Annotated in this window: 23 protein-coding genes; 8 read left to right on the top strand and 15 right to left on the bottom strand. The window is 70.1% G+C overall.

Annotated elements, in window-relative coordinates:
- Positions 1 to 103 precede the first annotated feature (103 nt).
- Both JNW91_RS23850 and JNW91_RS23845 read left to right on the top strand, forming a co-directional pair.
- Complete coding sequence (locus tag JNW91_RS23850; RefSeq protein ID WP_203177662.1) at positions 104 to 598, top strand: hypothetical protein; 495 nt, start codon at positions 104 to 106, stop codon at positions 596 to 598.
- A 110-nt stretch (positions 599 to 708) separates the two neighbouring features.
- On the top strand, positions 709 to 1,443 hold the full coding sequence (locus tag JNW91_RS23845; RefSeq protein ID WP_203177661.1) for a Type 1 glutamine amidotransferase-like domain-containing protein: 735 nt from the start codon (positions 709 to 711) through the stop codon (positions 1,441 to 1,443).
- A gap of 7 nt (positions 1,444 to 1,450) precedes the next feature.
- Here the strand turns inward: JNW91_RS23845 and JNW91_RS23840 are convergent, their stop codons facing one another.
- The 6 genes from JNW91_RS23840 to JNW91_RS23815 are packed head-to-tail and all read right to left on the bottom strand — an operon-like array spanning position 1,451 to position 4,183.
- Positions 1,451 to 1,798: a hypothetical protein gene (locus JNW91_RS23840; RefSeq protein WP_203177660.1), complete on the bottom strand. Its 348-nt coding sequence runs from the start codon at positions 1,796 to 1,798 to the stop codon at positions 1,451 to 1,453.
- A gap of 29 nt (positions 1,799 to 1,827) precedes the next feature.
- Positions 1,828 to 2,382, bottom strand: a complete 555-nt coding sequence (locus JNW91_RS23835; protein WP_203177659.1) for a nucleotidyltransferase domain-containing protein — start codon at positions 2,380 to 2,382, stop codon at positions 1,828 to 1,830.
- Entirely contained in the window at positions 2,379 to 2,948 is a 570-nt protein-coding gene (locus JNW91_RS23830; RefSeq protein ID WP_203177658.1) for an exonuclease, read from the bottom strand. Before JNW91_RS23830 ends, JNW91_RS23835 begins: the two co-directional genes overlap by 4 nt.
- Positions 2,945 to 3,436, bottom strand: a complete 492-nt coding sequence (locus JNW91_RS23825; RefSeq protein WP_203177657.1) for a WXG100-like domain-containing protein — start codon at positions 3,434 to 3,436, stop codon at positions 2,945 to 2,947. Before JNW91_RS23825 ends, JNW91_RS23830 begins: the two co-directional genes overlap by 4 nt.
- An 8-nt stretch (positions 3,437 to 3,444) precedes the next feature.
- Positions 3,445 to 3,762 (bottom strand): WXG100 family type VII secretion target, encoded by a 318-nt coding sequence (locus JNW91_RS23820; RefSeq protein WP_203177656.1) that lies wholly within the window; start codon positions 3,760 to 3,762, stop codon positions 3,445 to 3,447.
- A gap of 4 nt (positions 3,763 to 3,766) precedes the next feature.
- Positions 3,767 to 4,183, bottom strand: a complete 417-nt coding sequence (locus JNW91_RS23815) for a YbaB/EbfC family nucleoid-associated protein (RefSeq protein WP_203177655.1) — start codon at positions 4,181 to 4,183, stop codon at positions 3,767 to 3,769.
- Positions 4,184 to 4,344: 161 nt separating this feature from the next.
- On the opposite strand from JNW91_RS23815, the gene ychF reads away from it, so the two are divergent.
- Positions 4,345 to 5,430 (top strand): redox-regulated ATPase YchF, encoded by a 1,086-nt coding sequence (gene ychF, locus JNW91_RS23810; RefSeq protein WP_203177654.1) that lies wholly within the window; start codon positions 4,345 to 4,347, stop codon positions 5,428 to 5,430.
- 79 nt (positions 5,431 to 5,509) lie between these two features.
- Entirely contained in the window at positions 5,510 to 6,298 is a 789-nt protein-coding gene (locus tag JNW91_RS23805; protein ID WP_203177653.1) for a class I SAM-dependent methyltransferase, read from the top strand.
- 33 nt (positions 6,299 to 6,331) lie between these two features.
- On the opposite strand, the gene JNW91_RS33235 is transcribed toward JNW91_RS23805, so the two are convergent.
- The 3 genes from JNW91_RS33235 to JNW91_RS23795 all read right to left on the bottom strand — a co-directional run bounded on the left by JNW91_RS33235 (position 6,332) and on the right by JNW91_RS23795 (position 8,153).
- Positions 6,332 to 6,559, bottom strand: coding sequence for a SpoIIE family protein phosphatase (locus JNW91_RS33235; protein ID WP_309244474.1), 228 nt, complete (start codon positions 6,557 to 6,559; stop codon positions 6,332 to 6,334).
- The gene (locus JNW91_RS23800; protein WP_309244473.1) at positions 6,490 to 7,560 is read right to left on the bottom strand and encodes a PP2C family protein-serine/threonine phosphatase; all 1,071 of its coding nucleotides are present in this window, start codon (positions 7,558 to 7,560) and stop codon (positions 6,490 to 6,492) included. The genes JNW91_RS33235 and JNW91_RS23800 overlap by 70 nt, the downstream gene beginning before the upstream one ends.
- Before the next feature lie 218 nt (positions 7,561 to 7,778).
- Complete coding sequence (locus JNW91_RS23795) at positions 7,779 to 8,153, bottom strand: VOC family protein (protein WP_203177652.1); 375 nt, start codon at positions 8,151 to 8,153, stop codon at positions 7,779 to 7,781.
- A 115-nt stretch (positions 8,154 to 8,268) separates the two neighbouring features.
- Here JNW91_RS23795 and JNW91_RS23790 point away from each other — a divergent pair, with 115 nt between their 5' ends.
- From JNW91_RS23790 to JNW91_RS23780, 3 genes are read left to right on the top strand one after another with little or no spacing between them, the layout of a single operon-like run.
- Complete coding sequence (locus tag JNW91_RS23790; RefSeq protein WP_203177651.1) at positions 8,269 to 8,727, top strand: SRPBCC domain-containing protein; 459 nt, start codon at positions 8,269 to 8,271, stop codon at positions 8,725 to 8,727.
- Entirely contained in the window at positions 8,724 to 9,074 is a 351-nt protein-coding gene (locus JNW91_RS23785) for an ArsR/SmtB family transcription factor (RefSeq protein WP_203177650.1), read from the top strand. The genes JNW91_RS23790 and JNW91_RS23785 overlap by 4 nt, the downstream gene beginning before the upstream one ends.
- A gap of 2 nt (positions 9,075 to 9,076) precedes the next feature.
- The gene (locus JNW91_RS23780; protein ID WP_203177649.1) at positions 9,077 to 9,520 is read left to right on the top strand and encodes an SRPBCC family protein; all 444 of its coding nucleotides are present in this window, start codon (positions 9,077 to 9,079) and stop codon (positions 9,518 to 9,520) included.
- Between the two features lie 104 nt (positions 9,521 to 9,624).
- Here JNW91_RS23780 and JNW91_RS23775 read toward each other — a convergent pair whose 3' ends face one another.
- The 6 genes from JNW91_RS23775 to JNW91_RS23750 form a co-directional block, all read right to left on the bottom strand.
- On the bottom strand, positions 9,625 to 10,359 hold the full coding sequence (locus JNW91_RS23775) for a class I SAM-dependent methyltransferase (protein ID WP_203177648.1): 735 nt from the start codon (positions 10,357 to 10,359) through the stop codon (positions 9,625 to 9,627).
- Between the two features lie 229 nt (positions 10,360 to 10,588).
- On the bottom strand, positions 10,589 to 10,951 hold the full coding sequence (locus JNW91_RS23770; RefSeq protein WP_139585517.1) for a PH domain-containing protein: 363 nt from the start codon (positions 10,949 to 10,951) through the stop codon (positions 10,589 to 10,591).
- Between the two features lie 10 nt (positions 10,952 to 10,961).
- On the bottom strand, positions 10,962 to 11,717 hold the full coding sequence (locus JNW91_RS23765; protein ID WP_203177647.1) for a class I SAM-dependent methyltransferase: 756 nt from the start codon (positions 11,715 to 11,717) through the stop codon (positions 10,962 to 10,964).
- Entirely contained in the window at positions 11,714 to 11,920 is a 207-nt protein-coding gene (locus JNW91_RS23760) for a hypothetical protein (protein WP_238425588.1), read from the bottom strand. Before JNW91_RS23760 ends, JNW91_RS23765 begins: the two co-directional genes overlap by 4 nt.
- A gap of 158 nt (positions 11,921 to 12,078) precedes the next feature.
- Positions 12,079 to 12,402: a hypothetical protein gene (locus JNW91_RS23755; RefSeq protein WP_203177646.1), complete on the bottom strand. Its 324-nt coding sequence runs from the start codon at positions 12,400 to 12,402 to the stop codon at positions 12,079 to 12,081.
- 117 nt (positions 12,403 to 12,519) lie between these two features.
- Entirely contained in the window at positions 12,520 to 12,828 is a 309-nt protein-coding gene (locus JNW91_RS23750) for a 4a-hydroxytetrahydrobiopterin dehydratase (RefSeq protein WP_203177645.1), read from the bottom strand.
- Positions 12,829 to 13,011: 183 nt separating this feature from the next.
- Between JNW91_RS23750 and JNW91_RS23745 the strand changes: the two genes are divergently transcribed.
- The coding region (locus JNW91_RS23745; protein WP_203177644.1) for a (deoxy)nucleoside triphosphate pyrophosphohydrolase at positions 13,012 to 13,447 on the top strand (436 nt) is incomplete at its 3' end.

Genomic DNA, 13,447 nt, shown 5'->3' with positions numbered 1-13,447 from the left:
CGTTGATCACCGAGGGACGGGAGGGCGGGGTGGGGGTTTTCCGCCCGGAAGTGTCGGTCGTGCCGGGTAACGTCCGGCCACCAACTCAAGAAGGGGTGCGGCGATGGCGAGCGTGGCGGGTTGGGTGGCGGCGTCGACACAGGGCTCGTTCCCGCCGCTGCCCCGCGCGGTGGCGCAGTCCTTCTACCGCCGGATGCGGGCCGTGGCACCGGCGGCGGTCGGCGCCATCGAACGGGACCGGGCCGCCGACGCCGAGCGCCCCTTCTCCGACACCGCCTGCGGCCGACTGGTCCGTTCGCTCGACGACGCGGGTCTACGGGCACTCGGCATGTGGACGCACCACTGGTGCATGCGCTTCTACGACGACGACACGACGGTGGGTCGGCGGCTCATCCGGGAGATCGTCGCGCGGCCGGGGCTGGGTTGGACGGCCGACGAGGTGCGCTGGATGCTGCGCGAGTCGGTGTCCGCCGGCCCCGCCGCCACGGACCGGTTCATCCTGCCCCGTGCCGCGGCGGCCCACCTGCCGCCGACCGAGCGACCGTTCGACGAGCTGCCGCCCGAGGTCGAGGTGCCCCGCCAGCGGCGGCCTGACTGAGCCCCCCACGCGCCGTGCCGGCAATGGCACGTCCGCGCGGACCGGTGATCGTCCGTGGGGCGACTGCGGCAGGATGGAGGCCGCCGCCCAGCCCGACGGAAGGACGCCCGATGCCCGCCAGCGAACCCACCATCGTCGCCACCAGCATGGGCTTCCTCCGGGGCGACCGGGGTCCGTTCGACATGCGCCCCAGCCCGGTCTTCGAGCTGGCGGCCGAGCTGGCCGAGGCCGGTCCGCAGCCACGGGTGTGCTACCTCGGGCAGGCCGTCGGCGACCAGCCCACCTCGCTGACCGCCGTCTACGGCGCGTTCGCCGACACCCGGTTCCGGCTGTCGCACCTCGCGCTGTTCCCCATGCCGAACGTCGAGGACGTCCGTGCTCACCTGCTCGCCCAGGACGTCATCTGGGTCGGCGGCGGCAGCGTGGCCAACCTGGTGGCCGTGTGGCGGGTGCACGGGCTCGACGAGATTCTGCACGAGTGCTGGCAGGCCGGCGTGGTGCTGGCCGGCGTCTCCGCCGGATCGATCTGCTGGCACGTGGGCGGTGCCACGGACAGCTTCGGCCCCCGCCTGCGCGGCTTCACCGAGGGGCTGGCCTGGCTGCCGTACGGCAACGGCGTGCACTACGACAGCGAGGACCAGCGGCGCCCGCTGATGCACGAGCTGGTCGGCGAGGGGACGCTGCCGGCCAGCCACTGCACCGACGACGGCGTCGGCCTGGTCTACCGGGGCACCCGGCTGGTCGAGGCAGTCGCGGACCGCGAGGGCGTCTCGGCGTACGAGGTGAGTCGCGGCGCGGACGGCAGTGTGCGGGAGACCGTCATCGCTCCCCGGCTGCTCGGCTGAGAGCGGGTCAGACCCGGTCCTCGAACGCGGCGCACACGGTCGCCCGCGCCTGCGGCCCCTCGATCGCCCGCAGCAGCTCCCGGGCGAGGGCGATCTGGTGCCCCTCGTCGACCGTCTTGTCCATCGGGGTCAGCTCCACCCGCCACCGGAAGTACAGGTAGTCGTCCTCGTCGGTGGCGGCGAGCTGCGGGTCGGCGTCCTCGTTGGGGTTGATCTCCAGTAGGTTGCCGCGGACGTCCACCGAGTCCCGCCGGTAGGGCACCGCGTCGGGCAGCCGGGTGCGGATCAGGTCCAGCAGTTCCGCCGCCGTCAGCGGGCCGTCGACCATGATGAGGAACTGCAACGTCGTCTGCACGTCTGCCACCTTGCCAGATGCGGAACCGCTCAATCGAGCGGGAGGAACGGGCCGTTGTCGAACCTGCCGCCCCGGCGCAGCACGGAGAACTGCACCTTGTGCGGCACGTGCGTGTCCATCAGTTCGCGCCGCAGGTGGGTGAAGTCGGTGCCCAGGTCGAAGCTGGCGAGCTGACCGTTCTCGTTGATCCGGCGCAGCATCGTCTTGCGCAGCCGGGTCCCGTCCGGCGCCCGCGACAGGGAGCGTTCGGCCAGGTCGAAGAAGGTCTTGTCGTCGACGATGAGCGCCACGTCGATGTCGGAGTCCGGGCGGGCGGTGCCGCGTACCCGACTGCCGTGGGCGACCAGGTCCCCGTCGGGCAGCCCGGCCTGCCGTTGCGTCTGCCGGGCGCCCCGGGTGAACCGGGTCCACTGTCGTTCGGTGAAGCCCTGCGGGATCCGGCGGGCGGCCCGGGTGGTGGCCGCCTCGGCCGTCTCGCCGGCCACGTCGTCGGCCCGCCGCATCATGCTCCGGGCGGCCTGCGCCACGATGCCCCGGGCAGCCCTCGTGGCGCCGTCCGGCAGGTCCCGTCGACGACCGGTCACGCCGGCTCGCCCGACTGCCGGCGGCGCAGCACCGCGTCGAAGACCTGCGCCAGCTCGGCGGCGTCCTCGCCGGCATGGTGTGTGTGCGGCACGTCGTGCAGACCCAGCTCGTGCTTGATCTTTCCCTTGCGGGTCTGGACCCACTCGCTGCCGGTCAGCCCCATCCAGTAGCTGCGCAGGTCGACGCCGGAGCCGGTGGCGCCGAACGGGCTGTGGCCGACGAAGCGCACGAAGTACCAGTGCACGAACATGCCGTCCCAGACCGCGGGTGCCGCGAGGAAGACCGGCCGGCCGATCCGGCGCAACCCGTTGACCCAGGCCGCCGCCGCCGACATCGCCTCCTGCGCGGTGGGTGCCTCGCGGAGCAGGCGGTCCCGGTCCAGACCCGACACGGCCAGCGCGGCCGGGACGAACTCGTCGGAGATCGGACGCAGCTCGGTGTAGAACGTCAGGTCCGGGCGACCGGCGACGGCCATGCCCAGCGAGATCATGCTGTACGGCCCGGGGATCGGCCCGTCCGCCTCGACGTCGACGCCGATGTACAGCTCGGGCAGGGGAGAGGTCATCCCAGCACCACCCCGATGGCCTGGTCGATCAGCATGTTGAGGACGATGTCGGTGAGCTTCTTGAAGACCGGGATCTCCAGCAGCGAGGCACCGAACGTCGGCGCGGCCGTCGCGAGCGCCTGGATGATCTGCACCAGCAGGATGATCAGCTGGACGATCACGTTGATCTTCAGGGCGAGGACGATCAGCGCGCACACGAAGAGCGTCGCGGCCACCATCTGCGCACCGGTGCCACCGTCCCGGAGCACCGAGATCGCCGAGCCGCCGGCCTCCCAGCGCTTCTGGAACGCGGTCAACGCGTCGCCCTGGTTGCCGTCCAGCACCCGCTGCGCGGCCGCCGTACCCTCCGCCGCCGCGTTGTTCAGCGAGTCGGCCATCTCCATCCACATCTGGCCGAGCTCGAACATCTTCGTCTCGTCCGACTTCGGCCAGGTGTAGCCCAACTCGTTGAGCAGGCCGGCGAGTTCGCCGGGCAGCATGATGCCCATCGACCCGCCTACCAGCTCATCGTCGTGAACTGGGCGTCGTTGTCCTGCTCGACCAGGTCGTACTGGTCGGCCATCAGGCTCAACCCGTCACCGAAGCCGCGCAGCCCGTCGACGACCGACCCGAGGCACTCCGCCGCGATCTCCTCGGCCACCTGGTACGACATGCCGATCAGACCGCCCACGTCGTCGTCACCGAAGATGTCGCCCATCGAGGCCGTGCGCGCGCGCAGCGCCTCCCACTGCGCGGCGAGCTGCTCGGCCACCGTGGACAGCTGACCGCCGCCCTGGCGCAGCGCGGGCGGGTGCACCTGGAGGTCGTCGCGCACGCCATCACCTCGCTGCCTGCTGGATGCGCCGCACCGCGTCGGTGAGCGCATCGGTCATCGCCGCCATGCTGCGTACCGACTCGTTCTGCAACTCGTCGAGCTGCTGGCCCAGCGCCACCGGGTCCACCGCGGGCGCGTCCACCGCGTCGCCGGCCTGGAGCCGCAGGTCGTCCAGCGCGGCGTTGACCGCCAGGGTGATCTGCTCGCCGAGCATCTCGGCGCCCATCCGCAGGGCGCGCGGGTCCACCGTCACCGACTCGACGCGTTGACCGACGGCCACGACCTCGACCTGGCCGCCCGCCGCGGATCCGGTGCCCCGTGCCGGCTGGACGCCCGTGCCGTCGTCGGGGGCCTGACCGGTCGACCGCATCGACGCCAGTGCCTGGCGGGTCTGCTGGAACAGTCGGTCGAATTCGGTCACCTGGTCCACAACGCCCCCTAACGTCGCACGCGACATCGACGAGGGTAGCAACGGGACACCAGCGTCGGGACCCGCCGAGGCGCGACCACCGCTGGCGCCTGGCCCGCCGAATCGGAGCCGCCTGGACCGGGCCGGTCCGCACCGGCGTAAGCTGGCCCGTCGTGAGTCTCACCATCGGCATCGTCGGCCTGCCCAACGTCGGCAAGAGCACGCTTTTCAACGCGTTGACCAAGAACGACGTGCTGGCGGCGAACTACCCGTTCGCCACCATCGAGCCCAACGTCGGCGTGGTCGGGCTGCCCGACGAGCGGCTGGGCAAGCTGGCCGAGATCTTCTCCTCGCAGAAGGTGCTGCCGGCCCCGGTGTCGTTCGTCGACATCGCCGGCCTGGTCCGCGGCGCGTCGAAGGGGCAGGGCCGGGGCAACGCCTTCCTGGCCAACATTCGCGACGCCTCGGCGATCTGCCAGGTCGTCCGGGCCTTCTCCGACCCGAACGTGGTGCACGTCGACGGCAAGATCTCCCCGGCCGACGACATCGAGACGATCAACACCGAGCTGATCCTCGCCGACCTGCAGACTCTGGACAAGGCGCTGCCCCGGTTGGAGAAGGAGGCCAAGCTCCGCAAGGACCGGGCCGCCGCGGTCGCCGCGGCGAAGGCCGCCATCGAGGTGCTCGACGGCGGCACCACCCTGTACTCGGGGGCCGCCGCCGCCAAGATCGAGCTGGAGCACCTGCGCGAGCTGCACCTGCTCACCACCAAGCCCTTCCTGTACGTCTTCAACGTCGACGAGGCCGAACTGGCCAACGAGACGTTCCTCGACGAACTGCGCGCCCTGGTCGCCCCCGCCGAGGCCGTCTTCATGGACGCCAAGATCGAATCCGAGCTGGTGGACCTGCCCGAGGAGGAGGCCCGCGAGCTGCTGGAGTCGATCGGGCAGAACGAACCGGGCCTCAACCAGCTCGTCCGGGTCGGCTTCCGCACCCTGGGGCTCCAGACGTACCTCACGGCCGGCCCCAAGGAAGCACGCGCCTGGACCGTCCCGGTCGGCGCCACCGCACCGGAGGCCGCGGGTGTCATCCACAGCGACTTCCAGCGCGGCTTCATCAAGGCCGAGGTGGTTTCCTACGACGACCTGGTCACGGCCGGATCGATGGCGGCGGCCAAGGCGGCGGGCAAGGTCCGCATCGAGGGCAAGGAGTACGTGATGCAGGACGGCGACGTGGTGGAGTTCCGCTTCAACGTCTGAATCCGACGCGTCCCGCAGGTCGGACCGCGTGCCTCGCCGGCTGACCGCCTTCTTGGCGGCGCGCCGGTAGGGTGACCGCGTGGAGGGACGGTCGCTGCTCAGCTCGTCGTTCGGAGCGGCGGCGGCTGCATACGCCGAGCACCGCCCGGACTACGCGCAGGCCGCGGTGCGCTGGGCGCTTGAGCCCGCGCCCGGCCCGCGAGTCCTCGACCTTGGCGCCGGCACCGGCAAGCTGTCCGCAACGCTTGTCGCGCTGGGCGCGGAGGTCATCGCGGTCGAACCCGACCCGGCGATGCTCACCGAGCTACGCCGCGCGCTGCCGGCCGTCCGCGCCCTGTCGGGTAGCGCCGAAGCGATCCCGTTGCCGGACGCGTCCGTCGATGTCGTGCTGGCCGGCAACGCCCTGCACTGGTTCGACATGGCCGTCGCGGGGCCGGAGATCGCCAGAGTTCTCGCGGCCGGAGGCATCCTGGCTGGTCTGTGGAACGTCATGGACGACCGGATCGACTGGGTTGCCGAACTCGAACGGGTCGCCGGAGGCGCGGCCATCGGCCGACGTGACACGTTGGGCAGTTGGCGCGCGGCGACGAAAGACATGCTCGTTCCGGGCACTGGCCTGGTCGCCACATTCGGCTCGACGGAGCAGGTCGAGTTCCCGCACGGGCAGCGCCGCACCGCCGACTCCCTCGTGGCGACACTCGCGACGCGGGCAGGGATGCTGGTCATGCCAGATCGGGAGCGGGAGGCCGTGCTCGGCCGGATCCGCGCCTTCCTCGGGAGCAGACCCGAGACCGCCCGCGGCGAGTTCACCCTGCCGATGCTGACCGGCGTGCTGCGTGCCACGACATGGCCGAAGTCGAGTCGATAGCGGCGCGCACGGTCGCACCGAGCTCGTGGGATCTCATCCTCCCGCGAGTTCGGGGGTTGTTCGACGAATGGCCAGCACGGCGACGTCATCGTTCGGGTTCTCGGTGTCGAGGGTCGCCATCACGGCGGCGCAGACGGTGTCGGGAGGTGCGAGGGGAACGGCGGACGTCAGACGGGCGATGCCGGTGTCGATCAGTTCGCCACGGCGTTCGACGAGCCCGTCGGTGTAGCCGACCAGGACGGCGCCGGGCGGAAAGTCCACCACGGTGGTGTGCCGCTGCGGCGTCCGGTAGCCGATGCCGAGCGGAGGGTCGACCGCGCGGTGATCAGGTCGGCGGGCTGCGCTGGCAGGGCCAGCACGGGGCGCAGGTGCCCGGCCAGGGAGATGCGGACGGTCGCGCCGTCCGGGGAGATCATCGCGTACAGCGCGGTGCTGAGGCTGCCGGTCTCGAAATGATTGACCTTCCGGTCCAGGAGGGTCAACGCCTCCGCCGGGTCGTCCGAGATCAGGGCGTATGCGCGCAGCGCACTTCGAATCCGCCCCATCACCACCGCCGACTGCAACCCGTGACCCGACACGTCACCGATGACCACTCCCAGCCACCCGGAGGGGAGGGTGAAGACGTCGTACCAGTCGCCGCCGACGCCGGAGACGTGACCGGGAACGTATCGGGCGGCCATTTCCAGATTCGGCGCCTTGGGCAACTCGGTGGGGAGCAAACTCCGTTGCAGGGCCAGGGCGGCGTTCTGGTCCAGGCTGTGAGCCCGGGCCTGGCTGGCCACGCCGATCCGGTCGGCGACCAGTTCGAGGAGCCGGGCCTCGTCCGGGGCGAACCGGCGCGGTGTGAGGGTCCCCACGTGCAGGACGCCGATGAGTTCGCCGCGCGAGAAGACCGGTACACCGAGCAGGGACTTGACCCCGGTTTGCAACAGGACCGGGTTGACCACCTGATTGGCGGTGACGTGCTCGATGATCACCGGTCGGCGGGTGAGGGCGATCCGGCCGGCGAAGCCCTGGCCGATCGAGACCCGGAAGGCTCGCCGGACCTCCTCCTCCAGCCCCTTCGCGGCGGTGGCCACGAGTTGGCGAGCGTGTACATCCAGTAGCAGGATGGCGGCGGTGTCGACGTTCAGCAGTTCGCGGACCCGGTCGAGCAACTCGTCAAAGAGGTCGGCCACGTCGAGCCGGGACAGCGTCGCATCGGTCACCGCCTCGATGCGGCGTAACCGCTCTGCGTCCGTGACACCGCTGGTCGCAACCACCTCAGGATCGTAGCTGTGTCGCCCGCTGCTGCCGGTCACGCGTCCGTCAAGCTGGGTCCGGCCGGCGGAATCGTCCCCGGTGGGCGGTTGCTCCGACTCCGGTGCTCCGCGGGGTCAGGCAAGGCGCAGCTCGTCATCCATCTGTGAATCATGCACCAGAATCCGTCGGCCGTCACTGTCCGCGACCATCAGTGGTCTGAGCACCACCCCGCGTCCCGTTACTGCTCGGCCCAGACACCCAGCTCATTGCCGCTGGGGTCGGTGAAGTGGAATCGTCGCCCGCCCGGGAACCCGTACGGCCCGTTCGTCACCCGGCCGCCGGCGTCCTTCACGGCCTGCACGGACCGGTCCAGGTCGCTTGAGTAGAGCAGCACCAGCGGACCGCCCACGCGGACCTCCTGGTCCAGACGGAGACCGCCCACCTCGGGTGCGGAGTCGCCGTGCGGGCTGCGGATGCCGGCGTACCCCGGACCGTAGTCGTTGAACTGCCAGCCGAACGCGTCGGTGTAGAAGCGCTTGGCCTCGGCGAGGTCGGTCACCGTGAGCTCGACGTAGTCGATGGCGTGGTGCCGCTGCGGAGTTGGCTCAGACATACGCGGCATTGTGCGCCACGGGTACGACGCGGGCCGCGACACGCAACTAAAGGTTGCGCGATTGCGCGGGCTGTCGTAGGTTCAGTGCAACCAAAGGTTGCGAAAGGTTGTGAGCATGGAACAGGGAACCATTGAGCGCGACATCCACGTCGACGCTTCACCCGAGGTGGTCTTCGAGGTCGTCAGCCAGCCCGAGCACATGCGGGAGTGGTGGCCGGACGACGCACGGTTCGAGTCGGTGGCGGGCGCGCCCGGCGAGTTGGTGTGGCGCAACGCCGACACCGGCGAGACGACTACCGTCGCGCTCGCCGTCGTCGAGGTCGACCCGCCGAAGCGATTCTCCTTCCGGTGGTGCTTCACGGAGCCGGACCGGAGCGGGCAGGCGCTGCTCGTCACCTTCGACCTGGCACCCAGCGGGGCGGGGACCCTCGTTCGGATGACCGAGACCGGGTTCCGCGAGATGGGTTGGGAGATCGCTGTCCTTGAGGAGCAGTACCGCGACCACGAGAACGGTTGGGACCACTACATGCCCAGGCTGGGCACGTACGTCGCGCGGCTGGTCGCCACCGCATGAGCACGACCGTCGACGATGAGCTGTGGTCGGCGATCGGCGACCCCACCCGACGTACGATGATCGACCTTCTTCTCGCCGACGGGCCGGGCACCGCGACGTCGCTGAGCAGGCGGCTACCCGTGACCCGCCAGGCGGTCTCGAAGCACCTGGCCGTCCTCGACCGGGTCGGCCTCATTCACGCCGAGCCGGCCGGCCGCGAGCGGCACTACCAGGTCGACGAGGCGCAGCTCGCCCGCGCGGTCGCGCAGTTGTCGGCGGTCGGCGCCACCTGGGATGCCCGTATCCGCCGGATCAAGCGCATCGCCGAGGCGATCGAGCGCACCCGTCACAACGACGAAGGAGAATGAGAATGGTCGACATTCTGCACCAGGTCGGCGTTGTCGCTTCGCTCGACGACGTCTACCGAGCGGTGGCGACTCCGGAGGGCGTCGCCGGCTGGTGGTCGGTCGACACGACCGGCAAGAGTGACGTCGGCGGGCAGTTGGCCGTCCGGTTCGGCGGCGACGGTGGGTTCGACCTGGAGATCCTTGAGCTGGACCCCGCTGGCCGAGTGCGGTGGCGGGTCGTCGGCGGTCCCGACGAGTGGATCGGCACCGAGATCAACTGGCGTCTCGACCAGCGGGGTAAGTACACGATCGTTGATTTCACGCACGTCGGTTGGCGCGAGCCGACCGAACTCATGCACGAGTGCAGCACCAAGTGGGCGGTCTTCCTGATGAGTCTGAAGGCGTTGGTGGAGACGGGGCGCGGTAGGCCGGCGCCGGACGACGTCCAGATCAGCGACGGGCACTGACCTCGCGGACGCCGGCCGTCGGTGATCGACTCGGGTTCCTTGAAGTTGGGGTGTCGTCGTGGCGATGACACCCCGACTTTCCGGAACCCGAGTCGACCAAACCGTTACTCGGCGCGGTAGACCGAGATGTGCGACGGGCTGTCGGCCTGGAACGGTCGCCGGTGCCAGTCGGCGTACCGCTCGGTGAGCCGGAGCCCGGCCCGCTGCGCCATCTCGTCGATCTGGTGCGGCCAGGCGTACCGCATGGCGAACGGCTTCAGATGTACGCCCGCGCTGTCGAACGTGATGGTCTGCCGGATGAACCGCTGCGCCGGCCGGTCGTACCGGTGCAGTCGGATCGTCGCTGAGTCCTCGGTGACCTCACGCACCTGCACCTGCTCGTCCGAGTCGAAGCTGCGCGGGTCGGGCACGAACGTCTCGATGACGAACGCCCCGCCCGGCGACAGCACCCGGGCGACGTTGCGGAAACAATCCGCCTGCCGCTCGGCGTCGACCAGGTTGAACAGCGTGTTGAAGACCAGGTACGCGAGCCGGAACTCACCCTTCACCGGTACGTCCGCCATGTCGGCGACGACCACCGGGATCTGGTCGCCACCGGGTTTTGCCCGCATCTGCGCGAGCATCTCCTCGGACGCCTCGACGCCGTGCACGGTGAGGCCGCGCTCGGCCAGCGGCAGCGCGACGCGGCCGGTGCCGATCGCCAGTTCGAGGACCGGACCGCCGTCGGCCAGGTCGGCCAGGAAGTCCACGGCCGGCGCCGGGTCGGGGTTGGTGCCGCCGTCGTCATATCCGGCGGCCCACAGCCGGCCGAACAGGCCGGGATCGTCGAAGACCGACATCAGCGGCCTCCGGAGTTGGGGTCAGTAGCGCGCAGCAGCGCCACGGCCAGGGGAACAGTTCTGCTCACGAAGTCTCGATTCCTCAGGTCGGATGACGGTGGGTTCGGGGTACCTCGTCGTGTTCGGCATGGCGGCTGCTCCCTTCGTGCGGCTGTCGAGTGAGGACACCAGAGTCGGTTGGGGCCCGGCAAGGCATTTACGCCGGCCGGACCCCGCAGCGGGGCGTGCGTCAGGAGATGTGGTGCAAGATCACGTTGTGCACGTGGTGGCTCTTCTGCGCGCCACGGAACTCGACCTCGTAGGTGTGCGTGCCCACGTGGATGGCGATGGCGCCGGTGGAGAAGAACGAACCTCCCCAGGACTTGTTGCTGACCACGCTCACGCTGGTGATCTTCGAGTACGGGATGCTGGTGATCGCGAAGCGCTTCCCGACGAACGAACGGTCCTGGATGATCACGCGCCGGTCGGTCAGCCCGATGAACCCGGTGCCCGTGCCGACGGCGTCGTAGACGGCGATGATCTGCTCACCGTCGAGCAGGCCACTCTGGATCTGCTGGACCTGCTCCTTGCGGTCGTACGCGATGTTCGCCATGCGATCCAGGCTAGGAAACCGGTGCCAGCGCGCCCGCGCGGGCGAGAACCACGAACTCGCCGTCGCCACGGCCGACGGGCTCGCCGCGCCAGCCCCCGTGAATGCGATCCACGACGAAGCCCGCCCTGGTCAGGGAGGTGCGCAGCTCGGCCTCGGTGCGAAAGCGCAGGCTCGCCGAGCTGAGTAGCTCCTCGCCGTCGTCGAAGTGGTAGTGGTGGGTGAAGTCGACCACTCCGTCACGTACCCCGGTGACCCTGGTCCACGCCCGCACCTCGCCGCCGTCCGGCAGCCTGATCAGCCGCTGCGAATCCACCGGGTTCCACCGCTCCCAGCGCCGGTCCGCCGGGTCGCGGGCGTCGAACACCAGCCGGCCGCCGGGCACGAGCGCCCGGGCCAGGTCGCCGAGGGTACGCGCCCACTCCGCGTCGTCGACGAAGAACTGCGCGACGTGGCTGGTCAGTACCGCAACGTCGAACGCACGGTCCGGCAGCAGCGTCGAGGTGCCCTCCAGCCAGGTCACCCGCTCGCCGCCCGGCTTGGCGCGGGCGGCGGCCAGGGACGCGCCGGCCGGGTCCACGCCGGTGACGGTGTGGCCGGCGGCGGCGAGGGCAACGGTCAGCCGTCCGGTGCCGCAGCCGAGGTCGAGCACCCGGGCGGCCGGGGTCTCGTCGACCACCGACTGGAAGAAGTCGTCGTCCGGCCCCCACGTGCACTCGGCGTCGTACACCTGGACGAGCCGGTGGTGGCGGAACTCGGCGTGTCTCATCGGGCGTTCGCGTCGGTCGCGACGCGGACGAACTCGCGTACCCGGGTGGTGGTGTTGCTGGGTAGCCAGACCGGCTCGGAGAAGGTGTTTCCGGAGGGTCCCTTCGGCACCGGTCGGCCGGACGGGGTGCGGTCCCGTTTGAACTCCATCGAGGTCACGCTCGGATACTGCACCACCGGGTGGTCGGCGAGCACCTCCGACACCGATTGTTCCCGGGTGAGCGGGTGACCCGCCGCCACCGCCGGCGCCCAATCCTCGGACAGCAGTGCCGGGCCGGCGTAGCCGACCGGTGAGCCCGCGACATGCGGAAGCCCCGCGCCTCCCCGTTGGGAGGGGGCAGGCGCGGGGCTCCGGTGGTACGTCAGTGGTCGCTGCGCGGGTCGTGGTCGGTGCTGCGGCTGCCAGCCTTGGCCAGCCCCCGGCTCACCAGGTAGCCGATGGTCAGCAGAGTGATGTACCACCACGCCTTGTCGGCGGCGAAGTAGTCGGCACCGTTGTTCGCGGCACCGTCGCCGACCGCGTTCGACGCGATCAGCACGCCGATGACGGCGAGTACGTAGATCGCAAGCTCGCTGGTCTTCCAGGACGGCTTCGTCTCGTCGCCGTGGCGGTGGACGCGGCGTACGTCGTGCTGACCAGCGTGATCGCCGTGGTCGGTAGCGCGATTCTGGGTGGGCGTAGTCATCTCAGCTCCTGAAAAGCACTGTGTGGGGGTCTGGTCGTTTGAGGAACGCTTGTCCGCTCCCGCGACAGATTGGTACCCCAGCGCTTTTCAGGAAAACCTCAGAGTCCACGCAAAGATTCAGGACTCGGTGACCGCCCGGTACGCGTCCTCGATGCGGGCGGCCAGCAGGACCTCGCCCTCGGTCAGCGGCTCCCCGTTGCCGTGCCCGACACAAATCTGGGTGCTGTCGGACCGTCGGCTGATCTCAGGGCGCAGGTGCAGCGCGTCGGCGACCACCTTCACCCGTTCGGTCAGCGCCGCGTGTTGGGTATCGTCGATCACCAGCGTCCGTCGGATCTGCTCGCCTTCCCGCGTCCAACCAGATAGCAAGGTCAACGCGTCGGAAAGGTAGTCGTGCTTGGCTCGGCTGTTGAACAGCACGCGCATCACCGCACCCCCCAAGCGCCGTTGCCGGCTTGTGGCCAAATCGCCGCCATCCCGTGTCTTGTCGGTGCCCTCTAGTCTGTCGTCGCTCGGAAGGGGTGTCCACGCCCACACTTCCGGGTTCTGCTGGCCTAGCGGCCGGTTCCGGTACCCAAACCGCCGATTGATCTGGCACCCTGGACGCCCGTGCGGACCGAACGGGCGAATGGCGGCGGGCAGACCGAACGACGGGACCTGAAGGTGATCGTCGGAGCGGCGATCATCCGGGATGGGCGGGTGCTCGCCTGTGCGCGTTCCGCCCCACCGGAGGTGGCGGGCATGTGGGAGTTCCCCGGCGGGAAGGTCGAGCCGGGGGAGGGCGAGACCGACGCGCTGATCCGGGAGTGCGCCGAGGAACTGGCCGTACGCGTCGAGATCGGCGACCGGGTCGGTCGCAACGTGCGAATGGCACACGGCCGCTCGGTGCTCAAGGTGTACGCGGCCCGCCTGCTCGACGGCGACGAGCCGCAGGCGCTGGAGCACGAGGGGTTGCGCTGGCTCACCGTCGACGAGCTGGACTCGGTCACCTGGCTCCCCGCCGACGCCCCCATCGTCGCAGCCCTCCGCCCCCTCCTAACCACCC

It is taken from the genome of Micromonospora parastrephiae, from assembly GCF_016802865.1.
Lineage (GTDB): Bacteria > Actinomycetota > Actinomycetes > Mycobacteriales > Micromonosporaceae > Micromonospora > Micromonospora parastrephiae.
Note: the sequence above shows the minus strand (reverse complement) of the source record. Positions and strands in the feature narration are given on the sequence as shown.

Excerpts from the sequence above, each read along its gene's own strand:
- JNW91_RS23775 (WP_203177648.1), bottom strand. The coding sequence starts at position 10,359 with ATGTCGGTCTTCGACGATCCCGGCCTGTTCGGCCGGCTGTGGGCCGCC.
- JNW91_RS23825 (WP_203177657.1), bottom strand. The coding sequence starts at position 3,436 with ATGGGCATCATGCTGCCCGGCGAACTCGCCGGCCTGCTCAACGAGTTG.
- JNW91_RS23785 (WP_203177650.1), top strand. The coding sequence starts at position 8,724 with ATGAGCACGACCGTCGACGATGAGCTGTGGTCGGCGATCGGCGACCCC.
- JNW91_RS23845 (WP_203177661.1), top strand. The coding sequence starts at position 709 with ATGCCCGCCAGCGAACCCACCATCGTCGCCACCAGCATGGGCTTCCTC.
- JNW91_RS23790 (WP_203177651.1), top strand. The coding sequence starts at position 8,269 with ATGGAACAGGGAACCATTGAGCGCGACATCCACGTCGACGCTTCACCC.
- JNW91_RS23770 (WP_139585517.1), bottom strand. The coding sequence starts at position 10,951 with ATGGCGAACATCGCGTACGACCGCAAGGAGCAGGTCCAGCAGATCCAG.
- JNW91_RS23850 (WP_203177662.1), top strand. The coding sequence starts at position 104 with ATGGCGAGCGTGGCGGGTTGGGTGGCGGCGTCGACACAGGGCTCGTTC.
- JNW91_RS23750 (WP_203177645.1), bottom strand. The coding sequence starts at position 12,828 with ATGCGCGTGCTGTTCAACAGCCGAGCCAAGCACGACTACCTTTCCGAC.
- JNW91_RS23795 (WP_203177652.1), bottom strand. The coding sequence starts at position 8,153 with ATGTCTGAGCCAACTCCGCAGCGGCACCACGCCATCGACTACGTCGAG.
- JNW91_RS23755 (WP_203177646.1), bottom strand. The coding sequence starts at position 12,402 with ATGACTACGCCCACCCAGAATCGCGCTACCGACCACGGCGATCACGCT.
- JNW91_RS23765 (WP_203177647.1), bottom strand. The coding sequence starts at position 11,717 with ATGAGACACGCCGAGTTCCGCCACCACCGGCTCGTCCAGGTGTACGAC.
- JNW91_RS23830 (WP_203177658.1), bottom strand. The coding sequence starts at position 2,948 with ATGACCTCTCCCCTGCCCGAGCTGTACATCGGCGTCGACGTCGAGGCG.
- JNW91_RS23780 (WP_203177649.1), top strand. The coding sequence starts at position 9,077 with ATGGTCGACATTCTGCACCAGGTCGGCGTTGTCGCTTCGCTCGACGAC.